Origin of the sequence: Pseudomonas sp. FSL R10-1339, from assembly GCF_009600545.1 — a bacterium.
Classification (GTDB): domain Bacteria; phylum Pseudomonadota; class Gammaproteobacteria; order Pseudomonadales; family Pseudomonadaceae; genus Aquipseudomonas; species Aquipseudomonas bubulae.
The window spans coordinates 1-11,782 of record NZ_WIVQ01000021.1 but is presented as its reverse complement, the minus strand read 5'-3'; the positions used below and the strand labels follow the sequence as shown (position 1 = coordinate 11,782).

11 protein-coding genes and 1 pseudogene are annotated in these 11,782 nt (G+C 57.2%); 3 read left to right on the top strand and 9 right to left on the bottom strand.

Features of this window, described 5'->3' with window-relative positions:
• Nucleotides 1-302: 302 nt before the first annotated feature.
• Complete coding sequence (locus GHO03_RS09120; protein WP_019828122.1) at nucleotides 303-467, bottom strand: DUF1328 domain-containing protein; 165 nt, start codon at nucleotides 465-467, stop codon at nucleotides 303-305.
• A gap of 82 nt (nucleotides 468-549) precedes the next feature.
• Entirely contained in the window at nucleotides 550-834 is a 285-nt protein-coding gene (locus GHO03_RS09115) for a hypothetical protein (RefSeq protein ID WP_094999666.1), read from the bottom strand.
• A 537-nt stretch (nucleotides 835-1,371) separates the two neighbouring features.
• Between GHO03_RS09115 and algB the strand changes: the two genes are divergently transcribed.
• Together algB and GHO03_RS09105 are read left to right on the top strand one after the other, a co-directional pair.
• A complete protein-coding gene (gene algB / locus GHO03_RS09110) occupies nucleotides 1,372-2,718 on the top strand; it encodes a sigma-54-dependent response regulator transcription factor AlgB (RefSeq protein WP_094999667.1) in 1,347 nt (448 codons plus the stop codon).
• A gap of 7 nt (nucleotides 2,719-2,725) precedes the next feature.
• Nucleotides 2,726-4,516, top strand: coding sequence for an ATP-binding protein (locus tag GHO03_RS09105; RefSeq protein ID WP_094999668.1), 1,791 nt, complete (start codon nucleotides 2,726-2,728; stop codon nucleotides 4,514-4,516).
• A gap of 4 nt (nucleotides 4,517-4,520) precedes the next feature.
• On the opposite strand, the gene GHO03_RS09100 is transcribed toward GHO03_RS09105, so the two are convergent.
• The 7 genes and pseudogenes from GHO03_RS09100 to GHO03_RS25525 form a co-directional block, all read right to left on the bottom strand.
• Nucleotides 4,521-5,300 (bottom strand): N-acetylmuramoyl-L-alanine amidase, encoded by a 780-nt coding sequence (locus GHO03_RS09100; protein ID WP_095026808.1) that lies wholly within the window; start codon nucleotides 5,298-5,300, stop codon nucleotides 4,521-4,523.
• A gap of 132 nt (nucleotides 5,301-5,432) precedes the next feature.
• Entirely contained in the window at nucleotides 5,433-5,834 is a 402-nt protein-coding gene (locus GHO03_RS09095) for a hypothetical protein (protein WP_094999670.1), read from the bottom strand.
• 271 nt (nucleotides 5,835-6,105) lie between these two features.
• Nucleotides 6,106-8,088 carry a diguanylate cyclase gene (locus tag GHO03_RS09090; RefSeq protein WP_153399662.1) on the bottom strand — a complete coding sequence of 661 codons (1,983 nt, stop codon included), beginning with the start codon at nucleotides 8,086-8,088 and terminating at the stop codon, nucleotides 6,106-6,108.
• Nucleotides 8,085-8,963 (bottom strand): endonuclease/exonuclease/phosphatase family protein, encoded by an 879-nt coding sequence (locus GHO03_RS09085; protein ID WP_094999672.1) that lies wholly within the window; start codon nucleotides 8,961-8,963, stop codon nucleotides 8,085-8,087. The genes GHO03_RS09090 and GHO03_RS09085 overlap by 4 nt, the downstream gene beginning before the upstream one ends.
• 15 nt (nucleotides 8,964-8,978) lie before the next feature.
• Complete coding sequence (locus GHO03_RS09080; RefSeq protein WP_016782754.1) at nucleotides 8,979-9,617, bottom strand: thiol:disulfide interchange protein DsbA/DsbL; 639 nt, start codon at nucleotides 9,615-9,617, stop codon at nucleotides 8,979-8,981.
• Between the two features lie 200 nt (nucleotides 9,618-9,817).
• A complete protein-coding gene (locus GHO03_RS09075) occupies nucleotides 9,818-10,438 on the bottom strand; it encodes a cytochrome c (protein ID WP_094999673.1) in 621 nt (206 codons plus the stop codon).
• 46 nt (nucleotides 10,439-10,484) lie between these two features.
• Nucleotides 10,485-10,732 (bottom strand): annotated as a pseudogene (locus GHO03_RS25525) (cytochrome c5 family protein).
• 190 nt (nucleotides 10,733-10,922) lie between these two features.
• Between GHO03_RS25525 and yihA the strand changes: the two are divergent.
• Nucleotides 10,923-11,573, top strand: a complete 651-nt coding sequence (gene yihA, locus GHO03_RS09065; RefSeq protein WP_094999674.1) for a ribosome biogenesis GTP-binding protein YihA/YsxC — start codon at nucleotides 10,923-10,925, stop codon at nucleotides 11,571-11,573.
• Nucleotides 11,574-11,782 lie beyond the last annotated feature (209 nt).

The following is an 11,782-nucleotide window of genomic DNA, read 5'->3' as shown; positions in this document are numbered from 1 at the left end:
GGGGGTGGCATTAAGCCGCTTATATCCAAGAAATATCCGACAACACAAATCAGATATAAGTCCGGGCTATTTTTCTACAAGTCGATATACGGTCGACGTTTCGAAGTGCTGTTCAGGCCACATTTGTTTTCAAAAAAATGAACCCTGATAAGGCATTACAGCCGCCGAAAGATTTTCTCCGGGCACAAAAAAACCAAGGTAGAACCTTGGCTGCCTGCATCCATGTAACCGGTTTCATGCCCCTCGGCCGCCACCCGTTACCAGGACAGCGACCGTAGCCTTAAAGGAGGGGGCGGTCATCTCTAGCCTCGACCGCGGCGACCAAAGATAAAGGACACCACAAACATCACCAGGAACACGACAAAGAGAATCTTGGCGATGCCGGTAGCGGTGCCCGCAATACCACCGAAGCCCAGGACAGCAGCGATGATGGCGATAATCAGGAAGGTAATGGCCCAACTCAACATGGTGATTCTCCTTATTACTGTGCGAAACAGGGTGATGAGGGTGTGTCTCGACGCCCGATCAGGGCCTCAAGGTTGTGAACACTTAAAACACCCAACGTTCAGGTGCTGGTTGCGAGCGGGCGATTTGGGTTTCGTCCGAGGCTGCGAGTTCGTAACGGCCAGTGGTATCAGACACTGGGCCAAATGCCTTGAAGTGCTGCTGGGGAGCGATGTAGTGCTGTGCAGCGGCAACCGGCTGCGGTGCTTGCTCCAACCGGCCCAACTGCTGACCACCGATCAGGGTCACCGACAACGCAAGGCTGGCGAACAGACCTTGTTGCAGATGCAATGACGAAACACGCAAGTTGGAGAATTCGTGAATATTCATGTTCAAACTCCTGCCACCCGGTGGTCAATGTGAGGTTGAGCCGCTCTGTGCGACGCTCTGTACAAGGGTAATTGCAGGGGCCGTGCCAGCTTTTGGCACAATAAAAAACCGTTATAAATCAATATGTTATCTATTTGTTCGGATGGATTTGACGCGCAACCTGCACGATGCCCGGCCTGCGGGTCGGGCGTTCTGCACGATCAGGGGATACCACACGTCGCGTAGCAGCTGACTCGCGGAGCGAGGCTGCGTGCGGCGGCACAGCCGTCGCAAATCAGACACCACGGTGTGCCAGTAAAATCCGGTTTTCAGGGTTTACGACGGCTTTGCCGTCGGACGCAGCCTTGCTCCGCGAGTCAGCTGCTGCGAGAGGGATTAATTTCGACCTGCGACTCAACGCAAAAAGCCGCAAAATCAGCCAGTTACCTTATGCAGGCCAGAGCCTTCGGTGCTAGCCTCGGAATCAATCAGAAAAATCATGCAACTTGCCCGATTATTCCGACACTAACCAAGACCACATATAAAGGAACGTAGGAAATGGATTCAGCCAAAGAGCAACAGGGCCGCATTCTGCTGGTCGACGATGAGTCCGCCATCCTGCGTACATTCCGCTATTGCCTCGAAGACGAGGGCTACACTGTCGCCACCGCTAACAGCGCAGCGCAGGCCGACGCACTGCTGCAACGACAGGTGTTTGATCTGTGTTTTCTCGATCTGCGCCTGGGCGAAGACAACGGTCTGGATGTGCTGGCTCAAATGCGTATCCAGGCGCCGTGGATGCGTGTTGTGATAGTCACTGCCCACTCGGCCGTCGATACAGCCGTTGATGCGATCCAGGCAGGTGCCGCCGATTATCTGGTCAAGCCGTGCAGCCCCGACCAGCTAAGGCTGGCCACGGCCAAGCAACTGGAAGTGCGCCAGTTGGCGGCCCGGCTTGAAGCCCTGGAGGGTGAAGTACGCAAGCCCAAAGAAGGCCTCGACTCCCATAGCCCGGCCATGATGGCGGTGCTCGAAACCGCCCGCCAGGTGGCCGGTACGGATGCCAATATTCTTATTCTGGGCGAGTCGGGTACCGGTAAGGGGGAACTGGCACGCGCAATCCACGGCTGGAGCAAACGGGCGAAAAAGTCCTGTGTCACGATCAATTGTCCGTCACTGACGGCCGAGCTGATGGAAAGCGAACTGTTTGGCCATACCCGTGGAGCCTTTACCGGTGCCAGCGAAAGCACCCTGGGCCGGGTGAATCAGGCCGATGGCGGTACCTTGTTCCTCGATGAAATCGGCGATTTCCCGCTGGCCCTACAGCCAAAACTGCTGCGCTTTATTCAGGACAAAGAATACGAGCGCGTCGGCGACCCCGTTACCCGCCGCGCCGATGTACGGATTCTGGCCGCCACCAACCTCCACCTTGAGGACATGGTGCGCGATGGCCGCTTCCGTGAAGACCTGCTCTACCGTCTCAACGTGATCACCCTGCATTTGCCGCCGCTGCGCGAGCGCAGTGAGGATATCCTGACCCTGGCCGACCGTTTCCTGGCCCGTTTCGTCAAGGAATATGCTCGCCCTGCCCGCGGCTTCAGTGAGGAAGCCCGCCGGGCCCTGGCCAATTACCGTTGGCCGGGCAATATCCGCGAGTTGCGCAATGTGGTTGAGCGCGCGAGTATTATTTGCCCGCAGGAAGTGGTTGAAGTCAGCCATCTGGGCATGGCCGAACAAACGGTACCCAACGCCCCGCGCATTGGCGCTGCTCTGAGCCTCGATCAACTGGAGAAAGCCCATATCGGCGCCGTCCTGGCCACCAGTGAAACCCTGGATCAGGCAGCAAAAACCCTGGGTATCGATGCCTCGACGCTGTACCGCAAACGTAAGCAGTACAACCTGTGAGCCCGCGATGAAACTTGCGATCAAGCTGCGCACCCGCCTGTTCCTGAGCATTTCCGCGTTAATCACGGTGGCGCTGCTTGGCCTGTTGCTTGGCGTCGTCAGCGTGATGCAAATGGCGAAAACCCAGGAAGCGCTGATTCGTAACAACTTCATTACCCTCGATCTGGGTCTGAAACTGCGTCAGTCGCTGGGCGATCAGTTGGTGATGATGCTGCATAACCAGCCAGATCCCGAAGCGCTGAAGTCATCAGCCCGGGAGTATTTGAAGCTGCTCGACGAGGGCATCGAGCATGAGCGTAAAAACAATCTGCATAGCGGTTTTGCCCAGGCCCGGGAGGATTACAGCAGTTTTTTGCTGGCCTTCAACAAGGCCAGCGACGCGCAACTGAACCTGAGCAATGACAAGGATCTGACCAGCCGCTTCAATCAACTGCGCAACGGTCTGATTACCGAACACCGTCGTGCGCTCGACACCATATATGCCGCCCAGGCCGCAGCCCGGGATCGCGCCTTGGTCGTCGCCGCCTTGCTCGGCCTGGTCGGCATTGCCGTGCTGATCATCGGCTTTATCACCGCCCACGGTATTGCCAGGCGTTTTGGTGCCCCGATCGAGGCGCTGGCCAAGGCCGCGGATAACATTGGCAAAGGTAATTTCGAAGTGGTGTTGCCGCTCTCCTCGGCCACAGAGATGAACCTGCTGACGCGGCGCTTTGGGATTATGGCCGAGGCATTGCGCCAGCATCAGGCAACCAACATCGATGAGCTGCTGGCGGGCCAGCAGCGGCTGCAAGCGGTACTCGACAGTATCGATGACGGGTTGTTGATGATCGATCAGCAAGGCCGGCTGGAGCACTTGAACCCCGTCGCACAGCGCCAGCTGGGTTGGGATGAAGGGCGATTGGGGCAGTCGCTGGGTGAGGCCTTGCAACGTCCGGAACTCGACCAGCAACTGCAAACAGTACTGCGCGGAGGCAGTCTTGAGCGCTTGCCGGAAGACTTGAGCGTCGACATTGAAGGCGAAACCCGACTCCTGACCTACAGCTTGACCCCGGTGAGCCAGCCCAAGGGGCCTATCCTCGGCGCCGTCATGGTGCTGCACGACGTCACCGAGCAGCGTGCCTTTGAGCGGGTACGCAGCGAGTTCGTGTTGCGGGCCTCCCATGAGTTGCGCACCCCCGTCACCGGCATGCATATGGCGTTCGGGTTGTTTCTGGAGCGATCACGCTTTGATCCCCAGTCACGGGAAACCGACCTGCTCAACACCGTCAACGAAGAAATGCAGCGCCTGATGCAGTTGATCAATGACCTGCTGAACTTCTCCCGCTATCAAAACGGCATGCAGAAGCTGACGCTGGCCCCCTGCAGTGTCGAACACATGCTCGAGGACGCCCGTGTCCGTTTCGCCGACCGTGCGCGGGTAAAAAATGTCGAGCTGCTGGTGCAGCTGCAACAACCGCTACCTGAGTTGCGGGCCGATCAGGCCCAGTTGGAGCGGGTGCTGGACAACCTGCTGGACAACGCCTTGCGCCACACCGCCAGTGGCGGGCAGATCTGCCTGCAGGCCAGGCGCCATGGGGAACGGGTGATTATCAGCATCGAAGACAATGGCGAAGGCATTGCCTATAGCCAACAAGGGCGGATTTTTGAGCCCTTTGTGCAAGTGGGGCGCAAAAAGGGTGGCGCCGGCCTTGGGCTGGCACTGTGCAAAGAGATTGTGCAACTGCATGGCGGGCGCATTGGGGTGTATTCGCGTCCAGGGCAAGGCACACAATTTTACATGGCCCTGCCATTGCTCTAGCTCATCAGTGCTTTTGCGTGTTCAGCACTTTCAAAATGGCCGCACTTTCAGCATCCGGAGTGCCATCGTATCGCGAAGGCCTGAAATGCATCTGGAAGGCGGCCATAACGTGGCGAGTGGCGACATCCAGCTCTCCAGTTTGCGGGGTTTCGTAGCCCAGAAGCGCCAGTTGCTGCTGGAACCAGGTGATGCTTGGCAAGTTGCTGGCGTACAGTGCTTGCTCCCGGGCTACGGCCCGGGCGTTCGGCCAGATGCCAAAGCCTGCGTCGGCCAGGCGCTTCCAGGGAAACAGCGGGCCTGGATCCAGCTTGCGCAAGGGCGCGATATCGCTATGGCCAATAATGTTGCGCGGGTCGATCTGATAGCGGGTTGAAATATCTTTGAGCAGTGCGATAACCGACTGGACCTGACCCTCTGTATAGGGGTACCAGACTCGACCTTCGGGCGTATCGCGAAAACCCTTGTTGACGATTTCAATGCCGATGGAGCTGGAGTTCAGCCAGGTGCGGCCCTTCCATTGGCTTTCACCGGCGTGCCAGGCGCGCTGGTTTTCATCCACCAGTTTGTAAATGGTCGGCGGAGTATCCCCGACCAGGTAATGGCTGCTGACCGGACCGCGGGTTAACAGCTCCAGGGAGCGCTCCAGCGAGGTTGAGGTGTAGTGAAGCACCACAAACTGCACGCGGCTGTCGTGGTTGATCGAAGGATGACTGGTGTCCATGCGCAGACCGTTGCTGCAACCGGCCAGCAGGGCAAGGGACAAGATCAGGGCGGAGAATTTCATGGGCGAGAACAACACGACTGAGCAATTAATAGGCAAGCATACCTTACCGCCCGTGTCGTGCAGCTGTACCGGATGAAGACAAGGGCTGCGACCTTGTAAACACCAACAGGGTCGCAGCCTTCGTAAGGTGATTTATTTGCCGCACACCAGGTAAAAACTCATCGATGAATCCCCGGATGGCCCGTTGGCACCCAGCATCAAGCCTATAACATTCACTTCGGATCGGGTCGGTTTGCTCGACAATTTGGCGATGCCATAAAGGGTATGTTCATAGCTTGAATTGTCGTAAGTCGATGCCACACAAAATTTTGGCTCCTTTTGAAAGGCATCGGGCATCAGATTAACTTTATAACTGGCTGCATAATCGGGTTGGCTGGAGTATTCAATACTTTCAATCCAGTGCGGCGATTGTGCGGCCAGTGTTCCATCCTTGTTAATAGAGGCCGAATAGATCGGGGTTTTAGTGGCTGCACTTACCGAAACAGAGCCCGTGATCAAAAAGAACACAGGTAACAAGTAAATCAATATTTTCATACACTACCTTTTACGGCCGTACACCGTACTGGCTTTATACCGGCGGGCTAGAGCCTGCAGTGCCCGGCGGCATTGTCGATGGGGGTTTGATAATGAGATGTCTACAGTGCCGTCGTTACTTGTCGGGTAACCAAACCGGTCTGTTATTTTATATAAGTCGCCCACTCACAACCCGTCAAGAAAGCCGCGAGGGAATCCGTTAATTAATTTTAAATACCGACAGGGACTACTTGCTGTCTAGAAAGTAACTACATAAAGCGACAAATAAATATCAAGTTTCAATAGTCGCTGCTTGAGGCTCCACGCAGTTACGTCCACGCCGTTTGGCCCGATACAGTGCTTCATCAGCCCGTTTAAGCACATGGTCACTGCGATCACCCGGCCTGAACGCGGATACACCGATAGACGTGGTGATGGTCACGGGTTCGCCCTTGAAGTGGAACGGACAGGCCTGGATTGCTGCCCGCAGCTTCTCGATCAGATGCAAACCTGCGCTCAACGGCGTATCGGGCATCAGTAGCACAAACTCTTCGCCACCAAAGCGGGCAATAAAGTCGATCGGCCGCAGATGCTTGCGCAATTGGGTGGCAATGATCTTGAGCACCTTGTCGCCCGCCAGGTGGCCATAACCATCATTGATACGCTTGAAATGATCGAGGTCGAGCATGGCAATCAGTAGAGGATTACCGTTTTTTTGCCACTGATCGACTTCATATTGCAGGCGTTCGCCCCATGCCGCCCGGTTAGGCAGATCGGTCAGGGGGTCTATCAGTGCTTTTTGGCGCTGTTCTTCAAGATGCTCGCGATAGCCCTGGGCCTGCTGTTCCATGCTCGCGATACGCTCGGCCAGCCCCTGGAGGTGGGCCGAGACCTCCTGTTCACGGGCGATACGCTGCTGCTGGTGCTGGTCCATCGTGCCCAGCAGTCCTTCAAGACGATTCTCCAGCAGGTGCTTGAGGCTGTTAAGGTCAACGGCGTCCTGCACGCTGTTTTGCAAACCGTCCACATGTTCGCGCAGCTGGCTGTGCAAGTCGTCGGCGGCGGATCGACCCTCGGCATGACCCTCGCTGGCCGCCTGCAGGTTGTTCTGAAATGACTCCAGGCGTTCATTGAGCTGTTTGAGGTAAGCCTCGAACTCATGCTGGCCGCTGTCAGTAATGGCCAGCATCAAAACCGCAAGATCGTCGAGGATCGGCAGTAATTCGTACCAGTTGAGCCCTTTTTCCAGACGCCGGCACATGGCCTCGGCCTGTGGCCTGTGGTGTTCAGGCAGCGACAGGCCGCTCAACAACCCGAGCAGTGTGGACTCAATGTGCTCGGCCACGCTGCTGTAGGTTGGCTCGGGGGCATCAGGCAAGGCATAGACAGCATCGACTTCGGCCAGCTCAGTCTGTTCGTCGAGCGGCGACTGCTCAACGAAATCCCGGGCTTGATCATTTTCGGCCTCAACCATCGCGACCACTGACTCAAGTGCACCGCTGGATGCATGCTCTTGAGCCTCTTGAGGTACCGAAGGGGACGGCTCGGCAAGCGCCTGGGCGTCATCGTCAGCCGTAGCAACGGGCGGCGAGGGCTGTGCTTCAACAATTACCGGTTCAGGCTGAGGCGTGGGTACTGCCGGCGGTTCGGCAACATGCGCTGGGACCACACTGTTCGGCGCAGCCGGTCGCGGCGCCTGAGTCTCAACCGGAATCGGAACCACAATCGCTTCGCCAAGTGCCTTTTCAGCGTCTTGTGCACCAAATAATCGCTGTAACAAGCCCGGCTTGGGCGGCTGGGCGTCATTGAGTTGCGGCGCCAGTGCCTGCCCTTGCAAGTGACTCAGCTCACCAAGCAGCAGCGGTATTTCTCGGGCGTGCGTCACCCGGTTTTCGAGCTGTTTGGCATAGGCCTTGAGCGGCTTGCTGACCTCACGGGGCAGTGGCAGGGCCTGCAGTTGGGTGACCAGCGTATTGAGCGCTGCGCTGACTTGCTCAACCCGGGTTTCACGTCGCTGCTCGGAGTCGAGCACGGCTTTTTCAAGGCGCGGGAGCAAGGCGGCAAGGGCGGCGTCCATCTCATTGGTGCGCACCGCTTCGCGCATTTCTTTCATGCATTGGTCGACCGTGCGGTCCGTGCCCTCAGCGGCCAGGGTGCTACGCACCAGGCCACGGCGCAGCAAGTCGAGGCGGGCATTCCAGCGGCGCTCAAGCTTGTCTTGCAGCTCCACGCTTTTAAGGTATTTCTCTTTCCAGCGCGCGGCCTCGTCCCTCATGCCTTCGCCCCGTTGTCAGGCGGGCGCAGCGCGATCTGGGAGTCGACGCCGACAGAGCCTGGCAGACGGATATCGACGGCTACCGGCAGATGGTCCGAGATAGGCTGATCCAGTACCTGGACGCGCTCAAGGGTCAGGCTTGGGCTGAGCAAAATATGATCCAGGCAACGTTGCGGGCGCCAACTGGGGAAGGTGGCCTCCATTTGCGGCGCCAGCAGCCCGAGGTCCCGCAGTGGCGAGGTGTGCAGCAGGTCGTTGGCATGGGTGTTCATGTCGCCCATCAACACCTGGTGCTGATAGTCGCCAATCAACTCGCGAATATAGGCCAGCTGCCGGGTGCGGGTTTTGGTTCCCAGCGCCAGGTGCATGACCACGACCACCAAAGCGTCGGGGCCTTCACCAAAGCGCACCAGAATCGCACCACGCCCCGCAGGGCCGGGCAAGGGATGATCTTCAATCGCGGCAGGGCGCAACCGGCTGAGCACACCATTACTGTGCTGGGCCAGACGCCCGAGATTGCGATTGAGTTGTTGATACCAGTAGGGAAATTCGCCCTGCTGGGCAAGATACTTGACCTGATTGATGTAGCCAGAACGATGGCTACCACCGTCGGCCTCTTGCAGGGCGACCAGGTCGAAGTCGCCGAGCAGGTCACCAATACGCTCCAGGTTACCGGCCCGCCCCTTATGGGGGAGCACATGCTGCCAACTGCGGGTCAGGTAATGCCGGTAACCCTGGGTGCTGTTACCCACCTGGATATTGAAACTGAGCAGTCGTAAACGTCGATCATCCGGCATCCCGCAGGACGCCAGATGATCTTCGTTGATCTGCGGCTCATGCAGACCAACACTTCGCTCGCCTTTCCAGCGGAGCATGGGCGAGGGCGCCGCTTAGTTTTTTGCGCCCGCTGCGCGCTCTTTGGCGATCAGCTGGTCAGCCACGCTCAAAGCGCCTTCAGGGCCACCGGCAGTGCCCAGGTCGAAGCGGTACTTGCCGTTGACGACCATGGTCGGTACGCCGGAGATTTGATAGGCCTGTGCCTTCTTCTTGGCGTCTTCAACTTTGCCTTTGACGGCGAACGAGTTGTAAGTGCTCAGGAACTTGTCTTTATCGATGCCTTCACCGGCCAGGAAATCAGCCATTTCTTCTGGGGTTGCCAGCTTCTTGCCGTCGTGGATGGCCTGGAACACGGCTTTGTGAACCTTGTTTTCAACGCCCATGGCTTCAAGGGTGATGAACAATTGGCCATGAACATTCCAGATCCCGCCAAACATGGCAGGGATACGCACGAAGCTCACGTCGGCGGGCAGTTTTTCTGCCCAGGGATTGATGGTTGGCTCGAATGCAAAGCAATGCGGGCAGCCATACCAGAACAGCTCGACCACTTCGATCTTGCCAGGCACGGCAACCGGAACGGCGCTGCTCAGCTCTACATATTGTTTGCCCGCTTCAAGCGGCTCGGCAGCTTGAGCGGTCATGCCAAACAGGCTGGCACTGACGAGAGCGGCGCTGAGAATCAGATTACGCATGCTTTACTCCTGGACAGATAAGGTCATATCAACGTGACCTGTATTCAGACAGGTCCATGCTGGCTTGAGTTCGATAGTGTAACTGTAGACGCGATGCAAAAGGGCAGCCGAAGCTGCCCTTTGAGGTTCACATTCAAGGATTAAACGATCGTTAACGTGACCTCTGGTATCAAGACCTGGCCCCGCCGACCGTACAGACCTTAGTGCAGGCCTTGAATATAGCTGGCCAGCGCCTTGATGTCCTTGTTGCTCATTTTGGCCGCGATGCCGCGCATGATCATCGAGTCACCATCGTTGGTGCGGTCGCCTTCACGGAAGTCTGTCAGCTGTTTCTCGATATAGCTGGCGTGCTGGCCGCCCAGGTGCGGGAAACCGGCAGCGGCAAGGCCCTGGCCGTCTGGTGAGTGGCAGCCGATGCACGCTGGCATGCCTTTCTCAAGGTTGCCACCACGGAACAGGGCTTCACCCTGGGCTACCAGGGCCGGGTCAGCAGCGCCAACCGAACCTTTCTGGCTTGAGTAGTAGGCAGCGATGTCGGCAAGGTCCTGATCGTTCAGGTTCGCCAGCAGGCCGGTCATTTCCAGCACCTGACGCTTGCCGTCCTTGATTTCATGCAACTGCTTGAGCAGGTAGCGATCACCTTGCCCGGCCAGCTTGGGGAAGTTTGGGGCCATGCTATTGCCGTCCGGACCGTGACAAGCGCCACATACAGCGGTTTTTGCCTGACCTGCAGCAGCATCACCTACCACAGCGGTGCTAGCAGCCTGGGCAATACCGCTGACGCCCAAGGTCAACAGCAGACTCACGAGTAATTTGTTCATCAGCTAATCCAACTACGGCTAAGGGTTAAAGAGTTATGGGCCGGGCTCACTCGCTTATCCACTGTAGGACAGTTCGGTAATCCTCGACACTGCAGTCCATGCACAAACCACGCGGCGGCATCGCCTTGAAACCCTGGGTCACATGTCGTACCAGCGCCTACATACCTTGCTCTTACCTTGGCCTATTAGCTGACCAGCATGGCAGACAATACAAACGCGGTTGTACACGGCTTCCGGATCCTGTGTAGCCTGAATGCTGTAACGTGGCATCAAGACACCGTCACCAGCAGTCATAAAACGACCTTTTCAGGGTTGGGAGCCTGCTGCGTTCTAATGCGCAACCTGGGTTTTTTGCTCCCGTGTTCTTCATCCTACGCTGGGACAAAGCGCACACAAAATCTGCGGCATTATATACTGGCGTCACTGAAACGGAAACGACACGCTCGCCGCGTCCATTCCTGACGCCGCTCACATCGGAAATCCCATGCAACTCAAGAACCCCATTCTCGGTCTGTGCCAACAGGCCACCTTCATGCTCAGCGCTGCCAAAGTCGATCAATGCCCCGATGACGAAGGCTACGAAGTCGCGTTTGCCGGGCGCTCCAACGCCGGCAAGTCCAGTGCACTCAACACTTTGACCCACGCCAGCCTGGCGCGCACGTCGAAAACTCCGGGCCGCACTCAGTTGCTGAACTTCTTCCAACTGGACGAAGAACGTCGCCTGGTCGACTTGCCGGGTTACGGTTATGCCAAGGTGCCGATCCCGCTGAAATTGCACTGGCAGCGCCACCTTGAAGCATATTTCGGCAGCCGTGAAAGCCTCAAGGGCGTGATCTTGATGATGGATATCCGTCATCCAATGACCGATTTCGACCTTTTGATGCTGGATTGGACCGTGTCCAGCGGCATGCCTATGCACATTTTGCTGACCAAAGCCGACAAACTGACGTACGGCGCTGCAAAAAATACGCTGCTTAAAATCCAGTCGGACATTCGCAAGCAATGGGGCGATGCCGTCACCATCCAGTTGTTCTCCACGCCAAAGCGCATGGGCCTGGAAGAGGCGTACACCGTGCTGGCACGCTGGATGGAATTGCCGAACAAAGGCGAAGAACTGGTTGAAGCTGACGAGTAACAAATCGCAGGCAAAAAAACCCCCGGACTTCGCATGGGGGGAAGGAGGTCCGGGGTTCAAGTACTGAACCGCTAGGGCGGGGTTCAGGTATCTGCCAACACTTAACACAACATTAGGAGCTTTGAAGGGCTTCACCACCCATTCAATAAATCTGAGTGGTGTTGGCAGATTTAGTTCCGGGAGCTTAAAAACTCTTTGGAATAAGCCCG